The sequence below is a fragment of the Candidatus Leptofilum sp. genome, from assembly GCF_965223285.1.
Lineage (GTDB): Bacteria > Chloroflexota > Anaerolineae > Promineifilales > Promineifilaceae > Leptofilum.
Genome location: NZ_OZ244997.1, coordinates 4,269,283 through 4,294,062, shown reverse-complemented (window position 1 = coordinate 4,294,062; position 24,780 = coordinate 4,269,283). Strand labels below are relative to the sequence as shown.

Sequence of the window (24,780 nt, the reverse complement as noted above, 5' to 3'; positions counted from 1 at the left end):
GATCTCCAACCTCCAATCCCCTATTTTTGTAAGAGTTGGTCATAAATGGCAATCGTTTCTTGTGCCGCGCGCACCCAGCTAAACTGCTTTGCGTGTTCCAGGCCAAGCTGCTGGCGGTGGGTGTATTCCTCTTTGTTGGCAAGCAGGCGATGGAGTACGGCCGTCATCTCTTCTACATTCCTCGGATCAAAATAGGCGGCCGCTTTGCCACCAATTTCCGGGTGCGGTCCCGCGTTGCTAGCCGCGATTACTTGCCCAGAGGCCATCTGCTCCAAAATAGGGAGGCCAAACCCCTCATACAAACTCGGCTGCACGCCGAGCGCGGCTCCGGCCAACACCCCCGGCAAATCCTCATCTGGCACCCAGCCCAGCACCTTTACGGCATCTTGCAAGCCATCGGCTTCAATTTTGGCGAAGAAATCATCGTAGAGCCAACCCTTGCCCCCAGCCAGGACAAGGGAGAGGTTTGGAAAGAAAGAGCGGAGTGCTTTGAGGGCATCGAGCAGGCGATTGAGATTCTTGCGCGGCTCGATGGTGCTGAGGTGAACAAGGTACCGGTCGGGTAAAGCGTATGTCTGTTTCACTTGGGTTACCCTGGCCGGGGACACTGGTTGAAAATGGGAAGCCGGTGCCTCGTGCACAACATGAATCTTAGCTGGGTCGGTGCCAAAGTGCGTGACGATGTCTTGCCGGGTTGCCTGCGAAACCGCAACGATGGCGTCGGCGCGACGGCAGTAAAGCGGCATAGCCAGGTTGAGGTACCAGTAGTTCAACTTTTTGTGGTAAGCAGGAAAAAGCTGCGGGATTAGATCGTGGATGGTGAGGACAGTCGGCACATCGCGTAGGGGCAGCAGCAAATGCTCAGTGCTGTGGAACAATTCAGCATCTGGCACCAATCGGTTGAAGCCGACGCGCCCCCACTGCCCCAGCAGCACGGCCATGCGCCACGGTTTGTACCCCCACTGCACTGATTGTTGGGGAATGTTGGTGGGGAGTGATGGGGGGAAACGGCCGTCCTTTCCCCGGTTATAAAACAGTCCAAATCGCTCTGGCTGGGCCGCGATGAGTGCCTGAGCCAGCTTTTCGCTGTACCGCCCCAGACCAGCGCGGGCATGAACGGCCGCAGAAATATCCACATAAATCATGTGCGGGATTGTAGCAGGGGGCGACGGCTGGGGCGAAGGTGTCTAACCTACGCTTACCCTCTTTTTGGCAGCAGTAGCCAAGCCTGTTTCGATTTTGCGACGGATAGGGGCAGCAATTGCGCCTGGCGGCAATTTGGCCAATTCTCTCTGCATTAAATCTGGGTGGAATTTGGCAATGGTTTTTAATCCCCAACCAACGCCACGCTGCACCTCGTAAGCTGAACTGTGCACCTGAGTCATCAGCAGCGCCAACACAGTTTCTACCTCAGCAGCAGGCAGCCCCTTTTTCGTGGCATAATGCGCCGCTACGCCGACCGCTCGCTGCAACCAATCGTTGCCATCCTGCAAAAGGTGGGTGAGCAATGGCAATGCTTCTTCAAACTGATGTCGCAGCGCATAACCAAAAACGCGCTCACCGATATGGTCGCAATGGTACCAGGCATCCCCCTTGGTGATGGCGATCTCGGCCAGTTGGAACGCTTCTGGCAAGCTGTGGGGCAGCCAAAGCTGGAGCAGCTTGCCGATGATGACACTGCTGCCGTGCTCAGGTAGCCCGACCAAATTGTTGATGAGCGTTTGTTGTTCTGGTTGGGGGATGAAGGTGGCCAGCTGTACGGCCGTATGCTCCAACAACGGGAATTTTACACGGTGGCATAGCAAATGATTCCGTAACCAGTTGGCAACGGTGGCTGCGCCACCGCTCATGTATACAGCTTGGACATCAGCCAGGATAGGAGCTAAATCTCGTTTGCGGGTGATGGTTTTTTGAAGCGTCATGATTAAAATGTGGATAAGAAGGTGAAAACGGCCGTTTCTACCTCAACCGCACTTATCCCACTGGTATCCAAATAAAAATCACAATGCTCACGAGCATGGCGCAGCCGGTGTCGCTGCTCCGCCAGCCGCTGTGGCCCGCCGTCGATGTGGGGACGGCGGGCGCGCATGTTGGCGTAATCCACATCCAGGTACACCAGCACGTCTGGCTGGGTGACGCGCTGCCACATATTGGCCACGTAGGAATGCTCCTGAGCCGGATGCCGTGCCCGGTAACCAGCCGCCTTGAGCGCGTTGGTGAGGGTGCTTTTGCCGGAGGAACAGGGGCCAACGACGGCAATGAGCAACGTTTTACTTTCAACTGAATCAAGATCAGGCATAAAATTCCTAATCAGCACAAACTTTGGTGCAGCGTCGCGAAGTGCAGAGAAAAATCCATGGATTTTCATTTCCTATAAAACCATATCTGTTAACCACCTAGGGCGCGTATTGCCGATATGCCCGGAAGTAAACCAACAATGGCCATAGCAACTGTACAAATGATAAATGTTGCAATTGGAATAAACAACCGTTTCGATTTGGGCAAATCCACGGAGCGCACATTATCACCAACCAAACCTGTGTTTGTCAGCAGCAGGGCCAGAGACCAGCCAAAAACAGGATTCACCAAAACAGAGCTGATGATGCAAAGTCCACCACTTTGCGCTTGGGTTGTTGTCTTTATCAATTGCGCACCAACTTCTAGCAGCGGCAAAAAAACACCTACAATTAAAGCCACGCGCAACACTGGTGCCCAGGCAGCAATATCCATGGGGTAGCCAATGAGCACCACTAGAATACACAAAATACCGGTCAAAATTGCCCCGGCGGGTATCGGCCGTTTGGCAATGGCGGCCGGAATCATGTATGTACCCCAGGATGATGCCAGGTTTCCGCCGCCGAGCACGCTGCCAACAATTTGGCGCAGCGAGCTGACCGTCATGGTATCATCCACATCCATCAACACCTTTTCTGAACCAGCCGGGTAATTCTGTTCCTGGAAAACACGATGCCCCAAAAAATCGGGCGGCCACATGGAAACGGCCAAAATTGCAAACGGCAAGACTGCAATGAAATGGGACAGCGTAGGCCAGCCCAACATCCAGCCCGTCTCTGCACCCCACCAGTAAAATGGATTCAGGTTAGGGATACCTGGCATGGTTGAAAATTGGAAGGGTGCCCCCATGATCAGGGCGACGATGAGTGCCATGAAAGAACTTAAGGGGATGGCTAACCATCGCTTGTTTATTCTGATCAAGAATGCATACGTCAGAATCGTCATGAGCATAATGATAAAAAAGATAGTTTCGTCGCCGACGCCTTCCGCCCAGCTGCGCAAGGCACCCATTTGCCCAATTATGCCCACCATGCCCAGGTAGATGAGTAGGCCACCGCGCACGCCGTCTCCTGTTAAATTAACCAGGGTCGATCCTCCCTTTGTCAGACCGAGCAGCAAGCCCAAAGCACCCACCATGATCCCCAATGCCAGCGGGTGACCACCGGATACAACAATGAGCGGGATTAGCGGAATGAGTGGGCCATGGCAGCCAGCTAGATTGGCTCGCGGATTCAGAAAGCCTGAAAATAGGATGACAAAGAAAACGGCCGCAACAAGCATTTCAAAACGGACATTTTCCACAATAAATTCTGATGAAAGACTGTAGCCTGTGGCAAAAGCAGTCACAATCGCCGTCGTCATGACAACTTTGCCAATTGTGCCAGCAATGGCGGGTGTTAAATCTTCAATTTCAAAGTTGAAATCTCTGCGAGGCAGGTTAAGCTGCCATTTTCTGGGCTGCATAATGGTCAATTCGTGTTCCAGATAGGCTTCTCTAGTTCCAAATTCACCCTTGAGTTTGTGCAATGTTCGGTAACTGGACTTGGTATTCATTGATTTGCGGTAATCCCCCTTAGTCGCCAGCCGTTTTCAACTTAACGGGTTGGAGAACGGCTGGCTAGTGGTAAGCGTTCTTTTTTCAATGAAGTTATTGTCGAACGCTTACTTAATATTTGGTTAACTGACAGATTTCATCGTTTTATCAATCAACCAGGCTTCGCCCCAAAAATGTTTTGCGATCTTTGCGTCAAAACATATTCTTGGAATTAATTTAAATTGGTAAAGAGACATCCATACGGCGTACGTCGTCTTTTTGCGGCGCGGCATGTACAGAAACAACCAACACGCTAATGTCATCCCGCGGACGGCCGTTATCCTTCTCATTTGCCTCGGCCAGCAACAGATCGGCCAAGTCGCGTGCCTCTGTTACACCAGTCTCAATCATCTGCCGGGTGGCGGCAACGGGATCATAGTTGCCGTTGCCGCTCAGGCTGCCTGCATGGCGCAAGCCATCGGTAAACACAATCAGAATAGTGCCGGGCAAAATGGGTAGTTCGGTAATAACAGGCTTGGTGTTACGATAGATGCCAACGCAGCGGGACGGCTCATCGAGCAAGTAAAGACCATCCTGCTTGGTATACACAATCACAGGAGATTCATTGTTGCGCGAGATCACGAACGTTTTGGTATCCATATCAACCGAGAGCATGTTGAGCGTCGCACTCACCTTGCCGCCACGATAAGTGTAGAGGTAGTCGTGGGCAGCCCGCGCTGCGGCCCCGTCCCGCACTCCCTCGCTAAGTAGCTGGATCGCTTTGCGTGCGACCAAATTGCTGATCGCCTTGGCCGATTTGCCACTGCGCTGACCATCCACCAGCACAAACGACAGCCCGCCGTGCGGCCGTTCGATCATTTCCAGGGTATCGCCACTCTCGCTGGTGGCATATTTGCCAATTTTGGCAACGGCAAACTGAACTTCCATGCGTCTATTATCAGTTTTTAATAATAATCATGTCAAATCTATAATGTCCAGCCGGGTTGTATCGCCTGCCTTCTTGGTGTTGTCCCCTTCAATCACTAAAACCAAACCGCCATCCAGTTCATGCTCTTCAAGCCATTCCTGGGCATATTTAGGCCAACTCTTGGGGTTAGATTCTGTCATGCAGGGATAAACCCCGTAAGAAAATTGCAGCCTCTGGCAGCTAGTCTCATTGAGGCACACGGCAATGATCCATTGGGGCAGGCGGAAGCGGGTAACACGCCTGGCGGTTTCGCCACTGGCACTGGGAACAAACACGATCGCCGGGTTCAGCGTCTGGGCACTTTGGAAAATGTTGAAAGAGATGAGGTCCTCGCGGGTAATTTCACCGCTAGCTTGCTGTACCTGGAGTAAATTAGCCACGCCAAACCGCTTTGATTTTTCCTCGGTTTCCTGGGCGATGCGAGACATCACTTCCACACTGGTAGCCGGGAACTGGCCAACGGCCGTTTCCCCCGACAACATCACACAATCCGTCCCATCCAAAATCGCGTTGGCTACATCTGTTGCCTCGGCGCGGGTAGGGCGATTGTGGTCGATCATCGACTCCAGCATGTGAGTAGCAGTGATGACCGGCTTGCCGTGGAAATTTGCCTGCGAAATAATGCGCTTTTGGGTATTTGCGATTTGCTCAATTGGAATTTCTACGCCCAGGTCTCCCCGCGCCACCATGATGCCATCGGCAACGTGCAAAATATCGTGCAAATTGGACAAAGCGCGGGAGCGTTCAATTTTGGCAATAATGAATGGATCGTAATCCAGTTTTTGCGCAGCTGCGCGTACGGCTTCAATATCTGAGGCACTTTCAACAAAGGATTGACTCACACCATCGAGTTTTTGTTCAGCCGCAAATTCGAGAAATGTCGCATCTTCCTCTGTAAACGCACTAATGCCGAGGTTGATGTCTGGCAAATTGATCCCTTTAAAGGAGCGGAGTTCGCCACTGACAACCACATGGCAATGTACGACTTGTTCTTCGACGACTTCTTCTACTTCTAGCTGTAAATAGCCGTCATTGAGAAAAATGAGGTCGCCAGCTTTTACAACACGCGGTAGGGGATCAAAGTTTGTAGAAACGCCATGTTCATTCCCAACAATTTTTTTGGTTTGCAAGATAAAATGCTGGCCACGCTGTAGTTTAATCGGTTCTTGCTCTAGCCTGCCAATGCGAATTTTGGGGCCGGGCAAATCGCCAAAGATGGCAACCCGTTTTCCCACAGCTTTGGCGGCAGCACGCACATTGGCAATAGTTTGCCGATGCCCGCCAAAATCGCCATGCGCAAAGTTGATACGGGCAATGTTCATGCCGTTGCTGATCATTCTTTCTAAGGTGGCTTGATTTTGCGAGGCTGGGCCTATGGTACAAACAATCTTGGTTTTCTTTGGGAAGAATTTTGCAATTTTCATCCGATCTCTTAACCCCATGTTTATGTCAATTAATATTTCGTTGCTGCAACTCCAAGATTGTTGTTGAACGGGTCAACATATTATATGGTGAATTGGCAAAAATTACCGGATGAGGTTTGGCAATCTTACTTTACTGCATCAACCCAACCGCCAACGCCAATATGATGAGATAGGTCATGAAGAGAGGCTAATCACCTCAGAGGAAGGCACCGATGATGGCTGCGGCAACGGCCGTTCCCGCTGTCACCCAACCCGCAATTGGAAGCACATCGTTCACTGCCAAAGCACTCCCCATCAGGGCCAGCCCCAACAGTAGCAAAACCGTATGAGCCAAAAAGGCCCAGTCCCAGAGCGCGGAAGCCAAATAGTTGAATTATATTTTCCATCGCTGGATTCCTGATTTACTCTTCCACAACGAGCGTGGCGACCATGCCCGCTTCGCGGTGGCCGGGAATGGCGCAGTAGATGGTGTAGGTTCCAGGGGGAACGGCCGTAAAATCCACAACCACCTTATCATTGGCAGGCATCTCCACGTGCCAATCCAACTCATCAATATCAAAGCTGTGGGCATACATGTCCTTGTTGTTCAGCTCAAAGTTGATGGCTTCGTCTGCCTGTACGTGCAGTACGTCCTGCCCGAAGCGCATATTTTCAGCAGTGTAGTGGATGGCTGTAGGGGAAACGGCCGTTTCCTGGCCACCAGACAACAAACCATTCAACAAGCCCATCCGGGCAACAACCAGCCCGAAAAGCAACAGACCAACGATAATACCAACGACCATTACTAAATAATTCAGCCAGATGATCTCTTTTTTCTCTACTTGTGGTGTCACTTGCATAACAATACGTCCTTGTGTCTTGGTGAGGGGCAAGTCATTGTGCAGACTTGCCCCTACCCCCTAAACTTAATCACCAGTGGCGACGGAAACGGCCGTTTCCTTTTCAGAAGTTGTCTCGCGCGACATCGTCGCCACCATGCCAGAAACAATGCCAATAAAGGGTGCATTTAAGGCGTGGAAGGCAGAGACCCATGGCAGCCCGTTGCGACGCGCCTCCATCAGGAACGGCTGTAGCAAGATGAGAACGAAGAGCAGAGCTGTACGGCCGATAACCGCTTTGGGCAGCTTGGCCACGGCCGCTGCAATGAGTGCCAATAGCGATGCCAGCAGCAACGCCAGACCAAAAAACACGTGAGCATCTGGCGTATTCACCACGCCTGCATGCCAAATACCAGCAAAGAACATCTGGGCAAACACCCCCAGGCTAATAAAAGCGGTCAAACCTTTGTGAACAAGTGCGAAAGTTTTCATGATAAATATTTCCTCCAAATGAATGTGAATTGCTTACAATTTAACGACAATGTGTGACATTAACGTGACACATAAAAATCAAGAGTGGGATTCAGCTTCAGCTTTGAAAGGCTGGTCGCCTGCTAATTGAACCGCTTCACCCGTTTTGTCTTCCAAAAGAACCACTAAGTCTGCTAGCGTGGCAAAACCGAGCCGCTCGCCGCTGTTGGGGTTTTCCAACAAACCGCGCCAGGAGCCATCTTGCTTCTCACGCCAGAGTCGCAGCAGATAGGCCATGTATTCACGTTTTGCCATAATCTTTCCCCTTATGCCATAGCAGGGGTTAACCCCAACTGTTGGAACATGGTCATCATGTCGGTGATGGAATATTCTTCAACCGCTTTCCCATCCTCAAATCGGACGATGGTTATGCCAGAGAATGCGGCCGTTTTGCCCGTTGGCGGAATGCCCATCAAATCACCTTTATGTGTGCCTTGCACGCTGTAGCGGGTAACCACCTTGTCACCGCTCTCAACGAGATCCTCAATGGTGGCCTGCATGTCCGGAAAGGCCTGGCGAAACATGGAAAGCTGCATTTTCAGCCCCTCGCGGTTGGCTGGAATGCCAGGAACAGGATTTAAATCCACATAATTTTCGGCGTACAGCTCATCCACCAGTTCAATATTGCATTTGCCCCATACTTCTTCGCTCATCAGTCGGGCAGTTTCTAAATTTGTACGTGACATTTAATAATCTCCTTTACACTGTTTTTGGCTTTTGTGACCTATGTTCGCGCCTACAAATTGCCGTTCATTTGATAACTGACATCAGCTTATAAAATGACTCTTTAGAAACCCTTTATTTTTCTTTACTGCAAAATAAATAGGACTTACGCAAAATGTGTTCTCAGGAGTGGCAGTCCTGATGATAAATTGCATAACAATAGCCATATTTAGGACTGCCACTCCTCTGCTGCGTAAGTCCTGTAAATAAAAAAAGGCTCAACAAAAAATTGCGCTGGCAAGTATCCGTTTATGCAGGTTTTGCTATAATGTGCTGTGTCTCTAAAACAACACCTTGGTAGCTCGCCTGTTTTTAAATGGTTTTGAAATGAATCAGCCCAAATTGACGATTTCGCTGTTGGGGGGCGTGACAATTGCGCTGGACGGTACGGCCGTTTCCAACTTCGTCTCCCGCAAGGCCGATGCACTTTTTGTTTACCTTGCCTGCAACCCCCGCCCACACCCCCGCGAAACCCTCGCTACCCTCTTCTGGCCGGACAATGACCAGACCCGCGCCCTGGCCAACCTCAGCGTCATTCTTTCCAGCTTGCGGAAACAGCTAAATGAATTTTTGATCACAGATCGGCACACGGTTTCTTTGAACATCGATGCTGCGTTTTGGCTGGACGTGGCGGCCTTTGAGCAGGCAATTGAAGCTGCCCAGAAGCGGCCGCAGGCGGATAGAATCAGCCGCACGGTGGCCGCCCAGCTACAAACGGCCGTCACCCACTACAAAGGCGACTTTCTGGCCGGGTTCAATATTCGCGGTGTGCCCGAGTTTGAGGCGTGGATGCTGCTGGAGCAAGAACGCCTGCGCCAGATGATGTTAGATACCCTGTCCGACTTGATCGCCTTCCACCAGCAGCGTGGCCAATTCAGCAACGGTATTCAACACGCCCAGCGGCTGCTGGCACTAGACCCGCTGCAAGAAGAAGCCCACCGCCAGCTCATGCGGCTTTACGCGCTAGACAATCAGCGTCCCACCGCCCTGGCGCAGTTTGAGCAGTGTGTTGCTGTGCTGGCCGATGAATTAGGCATCGAACCAGATGAAGAGACAAACCATCTCTACGAACAACTCAAAGATGAAAAAAGTGCCAGGGCACCTGAAAACCTGAAAACTGTAACACCACAACACAATCTACCAGCCGCCACAACCAGCTTCATTGGCCGCGAAAACGAATTGGCGCACATCAAGAACTGGCTGACAGAGCCAAACGGCCGTCTGCTGACAATAATCGGCCCCGGTGGCATAGGCAAAACGCGGCTGGCCCAAGAAGCAGCTCGCACCTGCCTGGGTCAATTTGCCGATGGGGTATGGTACATCTCGCTGGTGCCGCTGATTGATGAAGCTGGGTTGATAACGGCCGTTGCCGAAACCATCGGCCTCACCTTTACGGGCAACATCGATCCCACCCACCAGCTCATCAGCTATCTGACCAACAAAGAAATGCTGCTCATTCTAGACAACTTTGAGCATCTTATAACAGGCCAAAGCGTGGGCTTCCTGACACAATTAATAAACCAAACGCCTGAACTAAAATTACTTGTCACCTCGCGCGGGCGTCTCAACTTGCAGGCCGAGCAGTTGCTCGAACTAGCTGGCCTCCCTTTTCCAGCAACCAGCCATCAAAATTTAGCGAGCGACAAACCGCATACAGCTCACCAATTACCGATTACTGATTACCCTGCCGTCCAGCTTTTCGCCAACCGCGCCAGCAAGGTACGTTCAGATTTTGATTTAGTAGGGCAAGAAACGGCCGTTGCCAAACTATGTCAACTCGTCGCTGGGTTACCACTGGCACTAGAACTCGCCGCCACCTGGAGCCGCACGCTCACCGTCACCGAAATCGTCGCAGAAATTGAACAAGGCATTGACTTTCTAGCAACGACCATGCGCGATTTACCCGAACGGCACCGCAGCGTACGCGCCGTGTTTGCTTACTCCTGGCAGCTACTTTCCTCGACTGAAAAAGAGGTGTTTAGCCGCCTATCTGTTTGTCGTGGTGGGTTCAGCCGCCAAGCTGCCCAGCACATTGCCAATGCTTCCCTACTTACCCTTCGCAGCTTAATCGACAAATCTTTTATTCGGCTAGATGCAGCCACCAGCGGCCAAATAGCGCGCTACCGTCGCCATCCGCTCCTCATTCAGTTTGCCGCCGAGCAGCTAGCACAGCAGCCAGAAAAACTAGCGGAAAGCCAGCAAAAGCTAGCTGGATACATCGCGGACACTTTAGCCAACCATACCGATAAATTTTATGGCCCAGAGCGGCAAAAAGCGATGGCCTTAATGACGGCTGAGCATGAAAATGTACGCATCTCCTGGCAATGGGCCATTGAAAATGAACCCAGGCTGCTGGAGAAAATGGCCTCAAGCTATCAATATTTTCTTGCTAGCGTCGGTCTATTTTCTGAAGGATACGAGAAGTTTAACCACGCTGTTTCATCCGTGCGCCAGCCTGAACAACAGCTATTGCGGGCTCAGCTGCTTGTGCCCCTTTGCATGTTTGCCCGGCTGGTAGGGCAAACCAGCTACGGCAAAGAGATGGTTTTAGAAAGTCTCGCCATTCTTGATCGCTTACAGTCTGCAGGTTCCCAGCAACAGATCGAAGCTCTCGCTTTAAAACAGTATGGTTCACTCCTATTTTCCGATGACAACAACTATTCTGAAGCTGAAAAAATTAATGAACAAGCGTTGGCACTTTTTCAAACATTAAACGATTTAGTTGGTCAAGGGGAAGCGCTAAATGGGTTAGGCGTGGTTGCTTACTTTACTGGCAATTACCAAAAAGCAATCAAGTTAATCGAAGATAGCTTACTTTTACAAGAGCGAGCAAGTAACCAAATTGGGCAGATGATCAACAAACAGATATTGGGCCTTATTCATACATCGCTGGGTAACTTTGCCGAAGCAATTGACTATTTTCACGCCTGCATCACATTGGCTGAAGTAGCGCACTACAGGGTAGACGTTCCGTGGCATCAATTAAATTTGGGCAATGCGTACCTGCTTTCAGGCCAATTGTCAGCAGCGTATCAAACGTTAAAGCGCAGCTTACACCACAGTTTGGAGCAGGGGGATCCGCAGGCCATTTCTGGCGCATATTCACTTTTAGGTATGGCTTCGTTGCATAACGGCCGTTTTTCAGAAGCACATTTGCAAGCACGGCAGGGTCTGCGGTATAGCCAGGAACCAGGTCTGCAATTTCCGTTTTACCAAGCATTTGCCTTACAGGTTCTAGGGTCGGTTGCCTTAGCAGAAGGGAATACACGGCGTGCGTTTGAACAGTCGGTGGAGGCAAGCGATCTATTCCGTAAAATTGAGCATTTAGAATATTTGAGTTGCTCATTATCAATCCAGTTAATGGCTGCCTGCGCGTTAAAACGCTTTCGGCGTGCCAAAGCATTGGCCCAGGAAACAATCGAACTTGTGCAAAAGCTAGAAGCGTACCTGCCCAAACTGTTGGCAGTTACGGCTCTGGCCATTTGGGCCTGCCAACAAAATCAGGCAGACATTGGCAGCCGCTTATGGGCCACCATATCACAAGAAAATTTGGTGGCTCAATCAGCCTGGTTTCAGGCAATTGCCCAACAGCAACTCCAGCCAATCCTAATTTTGCCAAACCAAAGTCAACAAAAAGAGGAAAAAGCACGCACGCAAACAATTGATTTTTTAGAATGTGTGGGATTGATACGGCCGCTTCTGACCTAGCCCAAAATTAGCCAAACAAACGCCCCAACAGACCCCCGTCTGACTTCTTCTCTTTAATTCTTGCTTCCATCTGCCGCGCAGCGGGGAAATCTTTTAGCCGCAACGTTTGTTGGTTGCACTTTTCCGCCTCATCTACATCTTCCAACTGCCAATGCACAATGCTCAATTTATGCCAAATGAGTGGGTTGCTGTTGTCAAAATGAAGGGCTTCCTGGTAAGCATCTTTGGCTTCGGCCCACATCTTTTGATCAAAGTAATAATCAGCCAACTGGCGGCGCGTCGTTAACCGCTGCGGCACCGTGGAAGCCGCTTCGGCCGTTTTGCCAAACCATTCCACCGTTTTTTCCAAATCCCCCATCGCCTGCCAATAAGCAACTTCAATACGATAAAGGTAGTAATCTGTCGGGCTTATGTCATGGAGGTAATCCAATACGAGGCGGGCATCATCCAAACGGCCGTTATGCACATACAGCAGCGGCTCCACCATATTGATTTCCACCACATCCGGCTCCAAATCCTGTGCCTTACCCAGCCATGCCTTGGCCTCAGACAACCCGTCAGGCGCGTAGCTACCATCATTCTCGCGCGAGGCAGCAAGGAGCGCGTATGCGGTGCCAGCATACGCATACGGCCGTGATCCCCCAGTGACGAACGTTTTCAAAGCGGCCGTGAGATCGTTTGGATTGCCACTGTAAGCATCCACTTTTTCTAGGCCGACCAAAAAGGATTGCCTCCCTTGTTCTGTAGCCGTTTCCGTCGCTGGCCAATTAATCTTATTTAGTAGCGGAATGAGCTTGGCAATAATTTGTTGACCCATGTGCAATCCTTTCCTTAGACACAACAATCTAATTCAAATTCTTGTTGGCTTTTACAAAACTATATCTCCAAAAATTTGTGCGCTGTATACGGAGATTAATGACCGTTTGTTACATTCTTCAAATTGCTCTTTTCTATTTGGCTACTTCGGATAGATTCTTAGTGTAACTGCCCCTCGCCAAAAAGAAAAGCCCTCCTCAGTTTTAGCCGAGGAGGGCTCGCTTAGTTAATCATGCTCAGTCAGGTCAATTGATAACCGCCCCACTGACCGACTGTTTGCCGATTTAGAATCCCATACCGCCGCCAGGCATACCGCCGCCGGCAGGAGGCATTGGCATTTCTTCTTCTGGCAGGTCAGTGATGAGTGCTTCAGTAGTCAGCACCATAGAAGCGATAGAAGCAGCATTCTCCAGCGCGCCACGGGTAACCTTGGCCGGGTCAATGATGCCAGCTTTCACCATGTCGATATACTCGCCAGTCATGACGTTGTAGCCAATATTCGTATTGCCTTCTTTCTCTTGCGCCTGCCGTACATTTTGGATGACCACATCCCCATTCTGTCCAGCATTCTCAGCAATTTTGCGCATTGGGGCTTCCAAAGCGCGTTGCAAAATACCAACACCCGTCGTCTGGTCGCCTTCTGGCAAGGAAACGCTGTCCAGAGCAGGCAAAGCGTTTAGCAAAGCCACACCACCACCAGGCACGATGCCTTCTTCCACAGCGGCGCGGGTCGCGCTCAAAGCATCTTCTACGCGGTGTTTCTTTTCTTTCAGTTCAACCTCGGTAGCAGCACCAACGCGAATGATGGCCACGCCGCCAGCCAATTTGGCCAGACGTTCCTGCAATTTTTCGCGGTCGTAGTCAGACGTGCTGCGGTCAATTTCTACTTTGATTTGCTCAACACGCGCTTTGATCTGCCCTTCATCACCCTGTCCATCAACAACAGTGGTGTCGTCTTTAGTCGAGACGATCTTGGCAGCGCGACCCAGGTCGCTCAATTGCACGCTATCCAATTTGCGGCCCATCTCTTCAGTGATTACCTGGCCGCCCGTAAGAACAGCAATGTCTTGCAGCATGGCTTTACGACGGTCACCGAAGCCAGGGGCTTTGATAGCCAGCGCGTTGATCATGCCGCGCAATTTATTCAGAACCAGGGTAGCGAGTGCTTCGCCATCTACATCTTCAGCGATGATAACCAGGTTTTTCTTACCGGTCTGAACCAGTTTTTCCAAAATCGGAATAATGTCCTGGGCAGAGCTGATTTTCTTATCGTGGATGAGGATATGGGCATCGTCGATTACTGCTTCCATCGTATCAGAATCGGTAACGAAGTAGGGGCTAATGTAACCACGGTCAAACTGCATACCTTCTACGTATTCAGTTTCAAATTCCAGAGAGCGGGATTCTTCTACGGTGATAACGCCATCTTTACCCACTTTGTCCATTACGTCGGCAATCAGGTCACCAATGCTGGTATCCTGGGCAGAAATAGAAGCCACGGAGGCGATTTCGGCCTTCTCATCAATGGAGATGGCCATGCTGCGGATTTTGTCGGCAAGAGCGGCCGTTCCGGCTTCAATACCACGCTTTAGGAGCATGGGGTTGGCACCAGCAGCAATGTTCTTCAAACCTTCGTTAACAATGTTCTGCGCCAGAACGGTGGCGGTGGTGGTGCCGTCACCAGCAATGTCGTTGGTTTTGGTAGCAGCTTCTTTGAGCAATTGGGCACCCATATTCTCATAGGGGTCTTCCAGTTCAATCTCTTTGGCTACGGTTACACCATCATGGGTGATGGTGGGCGCACCAAATTTTTTGTCTAAAGCCACGTTGCGGCCTTTGGGGCCAAGCGTGGTGGAAACGGCCGAAGCCAATGTGTCGATACCTTTTTTCAGCTTACGCCGTGCTTCTTCAGAAAATGCAAGTTGTTTCGCCATTTTCAATAATCTCCTTCGGATTTGTGATTCTTGTAAGGGGAGAACAAAACGTTTAGAGATGATTTCAATTAAAGTAGAGCAGTTTTGTTCTCCTGAAGGCAAATCGCCTTCAAGGTTACGATTTGTAGAGCCTTAGGCGGTTTGCCTAGCCTTCTACAATTGCTAGAACGTCAGTTTCTTTCAGGATGAGCAGCTTCTTACCGTCGATTTTGATTTCGGTGCCACCATATTTGGCATACAGCACCTTGTCACCGACAGCTACATCCATAGCAATCCGGTCGCCATCTTCATCACGGCGGCCAGGGCCAACGGCGATAACTTCGCCTTCTTGTGGTTTTTCTTTTGCGGTTTCTGGCAATACCAAGCCAGAGGGGGTGGTTTGCTCACGCTCTATTGGTTCCACAACCAAACGATCACCCAATGGTTTGAGCTTCATAACCTAACTCTCCTTGTTTCTAAATTTTGTTTTCAAAGTGGGGATTTGGCACTCTCTTTACCAGAGTGCCAATATTTATGATGGCATTTTAGCAGAATTTTTATTGGTGTCAAGACAATTTTAGCACTCTTTTTGAAGGGCTGCTAAATTCTGATGAAGTTCATACATTATGGTTCAGTTTCTAGGGAAGCGCGGCGGCACTCAACCAACCCTTGCTGGGCAACGTCTGCGTAGACGACGCTCACTTCGGCGGCTTGCCGGAAGTAGGGTTCGGCCAAAGGACAGTTTTGGGTGCCCTGACGCAAGTAAGCATCGGCTAACAAGTAGAAGAAGCGGGCGTTTAGTTCAGTTGGCTCCCCATAAAGCTCCACGGCTCGGCTGAACTCTCCAATTGCCTGTTCAAATTTATTCAGGCGCACGTACGCTTCCCCTAAACGGCCGTGTGCCCGAGCCACATCCGGGTCCAAATCAATCGCTTGCAAGCCGTTTTCCTCGGCCAGGTTGTCTTGCCCAAGCTGCAAATACATATGCGCCAGCCCATCGTACCCGGCGGCAAAGTTGGGGTCGATGGCTACCGCCTCCTGAAAGCTCAAAATCGCCTCGGAAACGTTCCCATCGCCAAAAAAGTTGTAGCCCAGCTCATAGTAAAGTTCCGGCAGTCGCTCCGACTGCAACCCTAGCTGAAACTGCTCACGTGCGGCCGTATAAAATCCCTGATTTGTTAACACAATGCCCAAATAGAGCCGCGCCAGGGGGTTATTTGGCTCGATGACGGTGCCTTCTTCGGCACGCAGTTGAGCATCCTGGTACAGTTCCGGCTCAAATTGCAGCACCAGACCAGCTGCGGAATAGGCGTAGGCGTTGGCGTTCTCCGGGTTGATACTGATGGCTGTCTCCGCGGCGCGGTACGCTTGAGCAAACTGCAAATTAGCTGCGGTGGGATCACCGGCGTTATTGAGGCGTTCCCCGTTGGCGATGTAGGCAGCCGCAACAGCCGTCCAGATGCGATCATTTTCCGGGGCCAGAACGGCCGCTTCTTCTGCCCGATTTAACGCTTCTTCGGCCTCTCTCAACTTGATAAGCAGTTCAATGTAGCGAATATAAATCTCTGGCTTGGTAGCATCTAGCTGCACCGCCTGGGCGTAATAGCCTGCGGCCTCCTCCAGTGCGCCTTCTCGCTCGGCAATGTCTGCCAGCAAGGCATATTCGGTGGCCGAACGCGTTGGTTCTGGCGTAGGCGTCGGCACAATCACGTCTCGCACCTCTTCCGCATTCTGGATCACAAAAATTCCCAGCCCAATGCCAACAAGAATAAAAATCACCAACAGGCAAGAAGGGCCACGACGTGGATAAGGCGGGTCTTTACGTTCAATAATCATAAATAATGCTGTGTGGACTCTTTCCAATACGATAAAACAGCCGACGGAAAGGTCGGCTGCGTGCTGGCGATCTTAGCATGGCTTTGGGGGGCGTCAAGAGAGGGGAAACCGGTTCTTGTGAATTTTTAATAGTCTGTTGGCGATAATCAATTTTTGAGGCATCGTGACCGATTACCGAATACTGCTTACTGGTTACTGTTCACTAATTCACGGTGCCGCAGGCGCCAGAGCAACCCAACCGGATACCCAATCATTTTAGCGATATCCCCCACCAGACGAATGATGGGAATGAGGGCAAAGGCACGCACACGTGAAGGGGGTCGCCAGCCCCAAGTGTTGCTCCACAGACGCTGGGCTGGCTTTTGGCAGTAGACGCCACTGCCCAGCAGCAGCAGCAGCCAACCCGGCCACTTTTCACGCCAGATGAGCCGCAAAATGTAGGGCAATCCCACCAAATAGGTGAAGTAGCGAATCAGATGCCGCTTGGGCCACAGGTTGGCTTTGCCATCGCCACGGGCGTAATTGTAATACTGTTTAAAGTAACCCGTGAGGTCACTACGCGGGCGGAAGTAGGCAACGGCCGTATCGACAAAAGGAAACGCACCGTACCGATCGCGCAGGGCAAAGTCAAAAACCAGGTCTTCACTGTAATCGAGCCATTCCGGGTAGCCACCCACTGCTTCCCAGGCAGATTTTAGGAAAGCCACAGAGCGGCTGGAGGGTAAAAATTTTTCGGGCACAATGTCGCGGCGAGTGGGCAAAACCGTAGCGCCCATCACCACTTCAAAATCTGTGTACGGGTCTGGCTCGAACCAACCGCTGGAAACGGCCGTTTCCCCCATCACAATCGGTTTTACCAGCTCCTCTAGCCAGTATGGGGCCAGCACCACGCCCGCATCGGTGGCGGCAATAATGGGGCCAGCAGCGGCAGCAATGGCAATATTGCGCCCCTGGCTGATGTTGCTGCCGGGGGAGACCAAAATTTTGAGCGGCAGCCACGTTTTATACTCAGTTAAAATTTCCAGAGTGTCGTCTGTAGAACCACCATCGCAAATGACCAATTCGTCTGGCGGCTGGCTTTGCTGAATGAGCGAATCGAGCAACGGCCGTATCGCTTCCCCTTCATTTTTTACTGTGACAATCACTGATACTTTCATCAACGCGGTTCCTTTGTGACGATATGCTATAATCCCGCCCGAGTGCAGTAATCTTGCCCAGTGGAACCGGATTACTTTTACAATAACCCCAAACAAGGAAGCTCGTTGCACACGACAACCCAACTGGTACCTGGGTACTAAGTAGCTGTTCGGGATTAACTTATCGGTGTCGGAATCGAACGGCTACTTTAAGCCCATTCGCCAATCCCACATTTTATTTGCGAATGGGTACTAAACAAGCTACCTGGAAGAATAACCATGACAGAATTGGATTTATCAATTGTAGTGCCCGTTTATAACGAAGAAGACAATCTTGAGATGTTGCTGGCTGAAATCACTGCCGCCCTTAAAGAAGAGCCAATCAGCTACGAAGTTATTTTTATCGACGATGGCAGCAGCGACCAAAGTTTTGCCATCACAGAGCAACTGCACCAGGCGGATAACCGGGTCATTGGCATTCAGTTTCGGCGCAATCATGGTCAAACGGCCGCGTTTGCCGCCGGATTTGAGCAAGCCAGAGGTCGCTACATCCTCACCATGGACGCCGACCGCCAGAACGACCCCGCCGACATCCCTGCCATGATCAAAAAGCTGGAAGAGGGGTACGATGTGGTCAACGGCTGGCGCGAGAATCGGCAAGATGCGTTTTTGATGCGCAAGCTGCCGTCGTTTATTGCGAACCGACTCATCGCCCGGCTCAGCGACGTGCCGCTACGCGACCGGGGCTGCTCACTACGCATCTTCCGCGCGGAAGTGACTAACGAGCTAAAACTGTATGGCGAACTGCACCGCTTCATTCCAGAAATGGTGAACTTTGCCGGGTTTAGCATGGCAGAAGTACCTGTAAATCATCGTCCCCGCGTGGCAGGCACCTCCAAATACGGCATCTCGCGCACGTTTCGGGTCATCGTGGACCTGCTCACCGTTCTCTTTTTACGCAAATACAGCGACCGACCGATGCACTTATTTGGGATGCTGGGCACTTCTTTTGGAGGTTTAGGAACCTTGCTAGGCATTTACCTGGTTTGGCTCAAAATTTGGGCTGGCATTCAGGACAATGATTTCTGGGATGGGTTTAGAGAGTTCCAAATTGGGGAACGGCCGTTGCTCCTCCTGGCCGTTTTGCTGGTCATTTTGGGGGTACAGTTTCTGGTAATGGGTCTCATCGCCGAGCTGATGGTGCGTACCTATTACGAATCGCAAAATAAAACTGTTTACTACATCCGCCAGATTGTTGGCGGCAATTAGCCACAGGCTTAAAAAAGAGAATTCAGAGAAACGAGCCATCACCTCAAACCTCTCTGTGACCTCTGTGGCCAACTTCAAATTTCCAACCGCAGTTGATCCAAAAACGCACGCATGAACGCATTGCGCCGGGTGGCTTCCTCACGCGCGGCCTGCGTGTGCAGCGTTTGGCCAATTTTGAACAGCTTACGGTAAAAGTGGTCTATTGTGTAGGCGAGATCATCCGGTTCGCGGCTTTCACAGAAAGGATCGGCGGGATTGTAAAGCGGCCGTTCCAAAGCTCCACCTACCAACAAACAACGGGCCACACCAATTGCCCCAATCGCATCCAGCCGATCCGCATCCTGAACCACCTTTGCCTCTAGCGTGGTGGGCGCAATGCCTGCACTAAAGCTATGGGCCGCAATGGCATGGGCCACCGCCTCTAGATGCTCCTCCGGGTAATTTATTGAGCGCAAAAACCGAACGGCCGCTGCCGCCGCCAACTGTGAAGCCTTCTGCCGATTGGGGGCATTTTTGGGCAAAGTTACGCAATCGTGCAGCCACGCCGCTGGCAGCACCACCGCTAAATTCGCACCTTCTGCTGCCGCCAGCCGCCGCGACAGCAACACCACCCGCTCGACATGCTGCATATCGTGAGCCGCATCCGTGGCCATTTGCTGCTTTAGGTACGCCTTGCACTGAAATTCCAGCTTTTGAAACATAAGCCCTCTTGCTTTTCTCTGTGGCAAAAAATTCAAGGCAATTCAGCGACAAAATCGAGGATGATCTGTTGCATCCGGGCCGTGTCCTTAGGTGCCAAAATGTCCCCAGCCAGCACGTGGCTATCTTCATCCTGCGCGTCGGTGATCGACGCAATATCTTTGGATGCTGCGCCAATCTGGGCGTAGATTTCCTCAGTTTTCGCAGGGCTAACCACCATGTCGTTGGGGGAGTAGATTAGTAGCACCGGGCTTTGAATACCCGCTAAATCGGCGCGGCGGGTGAGCTTGACCAGCCCCATCATCGGCAAGATGGCGCGGGTGGGGTAGCGTTCGGTCCAATATTGGGCGTGGCCCTCGTTGGCAGGTTCCCAACTGCGCTCTGGGCCAATAACAACGTTGACAATTTGCTCCGCCCAGGGCCAGGTGAGAATCTCTGAGGTGGGATCGTTGGGGCCAAAGTTTGGCGAGATGAGCACGGTGGCCAGTAAATTGTCGGTGTCGGGTTGGGCCGCCAGCCAGGTTGCGGCCGTTCCGCCTGTAGACAAACCAATCACAATCACTTTTTCACCCAGCCGCTGCCCAATCTGGTACGCTTCCCAAGTGTCATTGAGCCAATCATTCACAGTTGCTTCGGCCATTGCCTCACCGGAACGGCCGTGTCCCGTAAACCTTGTATAAAACAAATTCGCCCCCAGCTCTGCCGCCACGTTGTCAGACAGCGGCACGCTCTCCTGCCGCGTCGCCGAAAAACCGTGCAGGTACACCACCGCAAACTCTGTCTGCTGCCCCGGCTCGCCCGCCCAAATGATGGTCTTCTCTGTATTAGGCACGATGTCGCTAAACTGCGCTTCGGACGCAGCCAGGTAGCTGTCCAAATCATCTGGCAATGTAGCCGGGGCGATTTCGGTGTCTACGGCTACGTGCGGCCCAGCCAGAAAAACAAGGGCCAGCACCAAAATAATTAGCAAGGGAATCCACACAATTTTTCTTTTCATCTTTCCTTCGCTTGTTTTATGGGTGCGGCAAATTTTAGCACAGAAACGGTTGGGGAACGGCCGTACCCACCCAAATTCGCCCAATCCCCACTTTCATGCTATGAATTGAGTTGGTGGCTAGCGGCTAGTGGCCAGTAGAAAGAACCAATCGCTAACAACCAGCCACTAAAACAAGGAGCAGAACATGATTCCAATTGGTGATGACAATTACGGCCGTACCACCACCCCCTACGTCAACTACATTTTGATCGCCCTCAATCTTCTCGTTTTCATCATTTTCCAGGGGGCAGGGAACAACCTGGAGTTTACCTACGCCTTCTCCACCGTGCCGCAAGAAATTATTTCTGGCGAAGATTTGGTCACAGAAAACCAAGTTTATATTGAATCCACCACCGGACAGCAGTTCATCATTCCCGGCTTGCAACCCACCCCGATTTCTGTCTATATTACCCTGCTCACGGCCATGTTTATGCACGGTGGCTGGGCGCATATCGGTGGCAATATGCTTTACCTGTGGATTTTTGGGGATAATTTGGAGGATCGCTTGGGACACGGCCGTTTCCTGGCTTTCTACCTATTCACGGGTCTACTGGCTTCCCTCTCCCACGTCGCCGCCTCGGTGCTGTTGGGCGACAATTTGCTCATCCCCAGCCTGGGTGCCTCCGGGGCAATTGCGGGCGTGCTGGGCGGCTACCTGCTGCTCTTCCCGCGCAACCGCGTGCGCGTCATCATGGTGCGGGTGGTGACCCAGGTGCGCGCCATTTTTGCTGTGGGACTTTGGTTTGTTTTGCAGCTAGTTGGTGGCTTGGGCAGCGTCACTGGCAGCAGCGACGGCGTCGCCTACGCCGCCCACATCGGCGGCTTCATTGCCGGTTTGGCACTCATCAAACTATTCGATATCAAGACTGGATAAAATTACCCTCAAATTTAGAAATAAATCCCCTAAATGTTTTTGATAAAGTTAAAAGTTAAGTTTGCCATGCTATACTTATTCAAGTCATCGAAAACTTTGCAAGGATATTTTCTCAAAAATGCCATCAAATTTAAATGCTACCGAAGCATCAAAAATTATGAAACTTACACCTCGTGAAGTTAGTCTGTTATGCCGTCAGGGGCTAATTAAAGACGCAAAAAAAGAAAAAGGGCGCTGGATAATTCCAGAAAAATCTGTAGATGAGTGGCTAGAAAACAACCAGACTACTATTCAGCATAAACAGCGTCAAGAAAGACAGCAGCGAATTATTCCAAGGATCAAGAAACTAGGCACTGGTTTAGCAACAATCGTAGCAATTTTAGCTATTGTGAGTATATTAGCAGATTGGGGTGGTGCCAGAACCCAGCTTCAGAGATGGGGGATTTTAAGTTCCGTTCCCGCTGCAAGTGAGGAGGAATATTTAATCGTAATTGCCCCATTTCATATTTCTGAGGGGGTCATAGATACGGAGTTACACAACGAAATTAAACGAAGGATTGAAGACATTAGCAAAGATATTGATTTGTCAAAGTTAAGAGTCGAAATCGCAGAAGTTAGTCTAGATAGCAACGAACGGAAATCAGCCGAAATAATTGGTAAGAGGTCGGATGCAAATGTTATTGTCTGGGGGTCTGTAACTGGAGCAAGAATAGTTGTTAACTATTTAAATCTAAACCCATTGCCACTACCATCAAATGAATTAATAGTTACTGATATTGAAGTTACTGAAACTGAAGCTGTACAGCTATTAAGTTTAGAAGATTATCATAGCTTTACTGTTTCGAATATTCCAGCTCAAATATCCTTTTTGTCCCTTTTTACAATTGGTCAATTATTGTATTCCGAAGGTGAATATAATCGTGCCATTCAAATAATAGAACAAGCAATCGGTGAGGTAGCACTTGACTTGAATGAGGAAGTTCAAGGGTTAGCAAATGCATACCTTACTTTAGGGGTTTTGCATTATTTAAACGAGGACTATGATAGTGCTTTAGAGCGTTTAAATGATGCTGAAGAGTTAGACAGAAGACTCAACCTTGTTTATCTTGTAAGAGCCGATATTTGGCTAGCAAAAAATCAACTTGGGTTACGGATTGCAAATCTTAACAGATATATTGAGCGCTGTACTATCTCATATCCAAGTACATGCGAACCCGAGCTTCTGGGAGGAACTTATTTCAATCGTGGGCTCCAGTATTATCTAGATGGTTTTTCAGATTTAGCCGAGATAGATTATCTTAAATCGATTGAACTAGATCCTAGTTATTGGGGTTCTTATTATGAGTTGGGAAACATATATAGCAACCAAGAAAAATTTGAAGAGGCTATTGAAATGTACACTATAGGGATTTTGGAGTCCCCAACCAGCAATAAATTATTTGTACATCGTGGAAATGCCCATCAAGATCTGGGGGAGTTTGAAAAAGCTATACAAGACTACACAACTGCCATTGAAATCGCCTTTGAAATCTATCAAAATCCTAATCCAGCACTAATACCTTTAAACAATCGAGGTCTGTTATATCTAAAAATTGAAGAATACGACGCAGCACTAGAGGACTTTAATGTTGCAATTGAAAGTGAACCTCGATTCTATCCAGCTTATTTAAGCAGAGCACGTTTATATATGGCTTTAGGAAACAAAGAATTAGCTATTCAAGATTTTGAAACATACTTAGAACTATATCCAACAACGCCTAATCGGGATTTTGTTATACAAAGTATAAACGAACTCAATAAGAACTAAATCACAATTTACATAAATTTTCTAAGCGGTGTTTTTTGCGATTTCGCCATTTGTGCATAATAAAATAATTCCCGATTTCAAAGATATAGCATGCTATTTCATATAAATTCCTATCTTTGCTCATAGGCGGAGAAAACGTTACCATTTCACTCGTTGTTTTTACGCCATTAACCTGACCTCATATTATTCATAGTTGAAGACAGGAGATCAATTTCCGGCTATCATAATCGGCACATTTGTAAACAGGTTCAACAAAATTGCAGAAGTGTATGAGCAATATTTACAATCCCGCCCTGTTTGTTAATCAGGAACGCAAATTCCTCGGCTTCCAGAAACTGCTGCGCCCCGAAACGCGGCAGGCTGTGATGCTAATTCAGGCCACCAAAGATATGGGCAAAACGTGGCTGGCGGGTCGAATGCAGGATCATTGCCAGGAAACAACGGTCAACCTCCCCGCCGTCTACGTCGATTTTCGCAATCCCAAGCAAGACCACCATGATTTTTTAGGGCTGATTCGCTTGATCCGGCGGCAGCTAGATCAGCCCGCCTACTTCAACCAGCTCAACGAAATCATCAATAGCTACAGTGATGCGTCGGCTGGCACTGTTTCCGGCCTCGGCCTCTTGCAGCAAAACATTGTCGCCAGCTTCAATCTGGATGAAATTCGCACCATTTGCCTGGACATCAGCATCAATTACGACGAGCTGCGTGGCGACACGCTTTCTGCACGGGCAGTTTCCCTAGTGGCCTACTGCCAACGCCGCCAGCTACTCACAACGCTCATCACCCGCTGCGCCGAACTGCGAACCCACCTAAATTGGTGGGACGGCCTGGATGCCTACCAACCAAGTGCACCAGAAGCCGCCCAGCCTGCTAACGCCGCCATCACCGAAGACAACATGGGCTTTTTACGCACAGATAGCGCCGCCGACCAAACCCGCATCGAGCGGCAAATAAATGACGCCTTTTTTGCCGCCCTGGCCGATTTGTTGGCGGATCGCGCGCCAGTGGTTTTGCTCATTGACTCTTATGAAGCGATCAAACCAGATGCCAATCGCTGGCTGCGGCAAGAGCTACTCACTCGGCTGCGCGACAGTCAGCTTAGCAAACTGGTCATCATCATCACCGGACGGCAAACCCCAGACCTGAGCGACCTGAACATGAACAATTTGTTGGTAAAGACGCAACTAGAGCCGTTTGATGAAGCGATTGTGCGAGAATATTTTGAGGAAAAGCGCAAAGTTTCGCTGGGGCTAGATTGGCGCACTATTTTAGTAACCAGCGGCGGCGTGCCCGGTGCGCTGGCCATGATGGCCGACCACGCTATGGCCACCACCAGTGCCGACGACGACTTTTTTAATGATCTTTAGCCA

General features: G+C 50.3%; 23 protein-coding genes. 5 read left to right on the top strand and 18 right to left on the bottom strand.

Going from position 1 to position 24,780, the window contains the following annotated elements; translation table 11 throughout:
- Positions 1–20 precede the first annotated feature (20 nt).
- The 11 genes from ACOQPU_RS19300 to ACOQPU_RS19250 form a co-directional block, all read right to left on the bottom strand.
- The gene (locus tag ACOQPU_RS19300; RefSeq protein ID WP_420641468.1) at positions 21–1,145 is read right to left on the bottom strand and encodes a glycosyltransferase family 4 protein; all 1,125 of its coding nucleotides are present in this window, start codon (positions 1,143–1,145) and stop codon (positions 21–23) included.
- Positions 1,146–1,187: 42 nt separating this feature from the next.
- On the bottom strand, positions 1,188–1,922 hold the full coding sequence (locus ACOQPU_RS19295) for a DNA alkylation repair protein (protein ID WP_420641467.1): 735 nt from the start codon (positions 1,920–1,922) through the stop codon (positions 1,188–1,190).
- A 2-nt stretch (positions 1,923–1,924) separates the two neighbouring features.
- Positions 1,925–2,299 (bottom strand): hypothetical protein, encoded by a 375-nt coding sequence (locus ACOQPU_RS19290; RefSeq protein WP_420641466.1) that lies wholly within the window; start codon positions 2,297–2,299, stop codon positions 1,925–1,927.
- A gap of 89 nt (positions 2,300–2,388) precedes the next feature.
- Complete coding sequence (locus ACOQPU_RS19285) at positions 2,389–3,849, bottom strand: DUF3360 family protein (protein ID WP_420641465.1); 1,461 nt, start codon at positions 3,847–3,849, stop codon at positions 2,389–2,391.
- A 217-nt stretch (positions 3,850–4,066) separates the two neighbouring features.
- Complete coding sequence (locus tag ACOQPU_RS19280; RefSeq protein ID WP_420641464.1) at positions 4,067–4,777, bottom strand: PP2C family protein-serine/threonine phosphatase; 711 nt, start codon at positions 4,775–4,777, stop codon at positions 4,067–4,069.
- 27 nt (positions 4,778–4,804) lie between these two features.
- Complete coding sequence (gene pyk, locus ACOQPU_RS19275) at positions 4,805–6,241, bottom strand: pyruvate kinase (RefSeq protein WP_420641463.1); 1,437 nt, start codon at positions 6,239–6,241, stop codon at positions 4,805–4,807.
- 196 nt (positions 6,242–6,437) lie between these two features.
- Positions 6,438–6,575, bottom strand: coding sequence for a hypothetical protein (locus ACOQPU_RS19270; protein WP_420641462.1), 138 nt, complete (start codon positions 6,573–6,575; stop codon positions 6,438–6,440).
- A gap of 67 nt (positions 6,576–6,642) precedes the next feature.
- Positions 6,643–7,080: a cupredoxin domain-containing protein gene (locus ACOQPU_RS19265; RefSeq protein WP_420641461.1), complete on the bottom strand. Its 438-nt coding sequence runs from the start codon at positions 7,078–7,080 to the stop codon at positions 6,643–6,645.
- A 66-nt stretch (positions 7,081–7,146) separates the two neighbouring features.
- Positions 7,147–7,551, bottom strand: a complete 405-nt coding sequence (locus ACOQPU_RS19260; RefSeq protein ID WP_420641460.1) for a DUF6220 domain-containing protein — start codon at positions 7,549–7,551, stop codon at positions 7,147–7,149.
- 78 nt (positions 7,552–7,629) lie between these two features.
- The gene (locus ACOQPU_RS19255) at positions 7,630–7,845 is read right to left on the bottom strand and encodes a hypothetical protein (RefSeq protein ID WP_420641459.1); all 216 of its coding nucleotides are present in this window, start codon (positions 7,843–7,845) and stop codon (positions 7,630–7,632) included.
- 11 nt (positions 7,846–7,856) lie between these two features.
- A complete protein-coding gene (locus ACOQPU_RS19250) occupies positions 7,857–8,276 on the bottom strand; it encodes an ester cyclase (protein ID WP_420641458.1) in 420 nt (139 codons plus the stop codon).
- 364 nt (positions 8,277–8,640) lie between these two features.
- Between ACOQPU_RS19250 and ACOQPU_RS19245 the strand changes: the two genes are divergently transcribed.
- Positions 8,641–12,021, top strand: coding sequence for a BTAD domain-containing putative transcriptional regulator (locus ACOQPU_RS19245; RefSeq protein WP_420641457.1), 3,381 nt, complete (start codon positions 8,641–8,643; stop codon positions 12,019–12,021).
- A 7-nt stretch (positions 12,022–12,028) separates the two neighbouring features.
- Here the strand turns inward: ACOQPU_RS19245 and ACOQPU_RS19240 are convergent, their stop codons facing one another.
- The 5 genes from ACOQPU_RS19240 to ACOQPU_RS19220 form a co-directional block, all read right to left on the bottom strand.
- Complete coding sequence (locus ACOQPU_RS19240; protein ID WP_420641456.1) at positions 12,029–12,838, bottom strand: tetratricopeptide repeat protein; 810 nt, start codon at positions 12,836–12,838, stop codon at positions 12,029–12,031.
- 283 nt (positions 12,839–13,121) lie between these two features.
- Positions 13,122–14,771: a chaperonin GroEL gene (gene groL / locus ACOQPU_RS19235; protein ID WP_420641455.1), complete on the bottom strand. Its 1,650-nt coding sequence runs from the start codon at positions 14,769–14,771 to the stop codon at positions 13,122–13,124.
- 145 nt (positions 14,772–14,916) lie between these two features.
- On the bottom strand, positions 14,917–15,207 hold the full coding sequence (gene groES, locus ACOQPU_RS19230) for a co-chaperone GroES (RefSeq protein WP_420641454.1): 291 nt from the start codon (positions 15,205–15,207) through the stop codon (positions 14,917–14,919).
- Between the two features lie 167 nt (positions 15,208–15,374).
- On the bottom strand, positions 15,375–16,586 hold the full coding sequence (locus ACOQPU_RS19225; RefSeq protein ID WP_420641453.1) for a tetratricopeptide repeat protein: 1,212 nt from the start codon (positions 16,584–16,586) through the stop codon (positions 15,375–15,377).
- A 185-nt stretch (positions 16,587–16,771) separates the two neighbouring features.
- Positions 16,772–17,743, bottom strand: coding sequence for a glycosyltransferase (locus tag ACOQPU_RS19220; RefSeq protein WP_420641452.1), 972 nt, complete (start codon positions 17,741–17,743; stop codon positions 16,772–16,774).
- Between the two features lie 258 nt (positions 17,744–18,001).
- On the opposite strand from ACOQPU_RS19220, the gene ACOQPU_RS19215 reads away from it, so the two are divergent.
- Positions 18,002–18,991, top strand: a complete 990-nt coding sequence (locus tag ACOQPU_RS19215) for a glycosyltransferase family 2 protein (protein ID WP_420641451.1) — start codon at positions 18,002–18,004, stop codon at positions 18,989–18,991.
- Between the two features lie 74 nt (positions 18,992–19,065).
- Here ACOQPU_RS19215 and ACOQPU_RS19210 read toward each other — a convergent pair whose 3' ends face one another.
- Both ACOQPU_RS19210 and ACOQPU_RS19205 read right to left on the bottom strand, forming a co-directional pair.
- Positions 19,066–19,692 carry an HD domain-containing protein gene (locus tag ACOQPU_RS19210; RefSeq protein WP_420641450.1) on the bottom strand — a complete coding sequence of 209 codons (627 nt, stop codon included), beginning with the start codon at positions 19,690–19,692 and terminating at the stop codon, positions 19,066–19,068.
- A gap of 32 nt (positions 19,693–19,724) precedes the next feature.
- Entirely contained in the window at positions 19,725–20,687 is a 963-nt protein-coding gene (locus ACOQPU_RS19205; RefSeq protein WP_420641449.1) for an alpha/beta hydrolase, read from the bottom strand.
- Between the two features lie 184 nt (positions 20,688–20,871).
- On the opposite strand from ACOQPU_RS19205, the gene ACOQPU_RS19200 reads away from it, so the two are divergent.
- The 3 genes from ACOQPU_RS19200 (at position 20,872) to ACOQPU_RS19190 (ending at position 24,777) form a co-directional block, all read left to right on the top strand.
- Complete coding sequence (locus tag ACOQPU_RS19200; RefSeq protein ID WP_420641448.1) at positions 20,872–21,600, top strand: rhomboid family intramembrane serine protease; 729 nt, start codon at positions 20,872–20,874, stop codon at positions 21,598–21,600.
- A gap of 118 nt (positions 21,601–21,718) precedes the next feature.
- Positions 21,719–23,407: a tetratricopeptide repeat protein gene (locus ACOQPU_RS19195; protein ID WP_420641447.1), complete on the top strand. Its 1,689-nt coding sequence runs from the start codon at positions 21,719–21,721 to the stop codon at positions 23,405–23,407.
- 269 nt (positions 23,408–23,676) lie between these two features.
- A complete protein-coding gene (locus ACOQPU_RS19190) occupies positions 23,677–24,777 on the top strand; it encodes a hypothetical protein (protein WP_420641446.1) in 1,101 nt (366 codons plus the stop codon).
- Positions 24,778–24,780 lie beyond the last annotated feature (3 nt).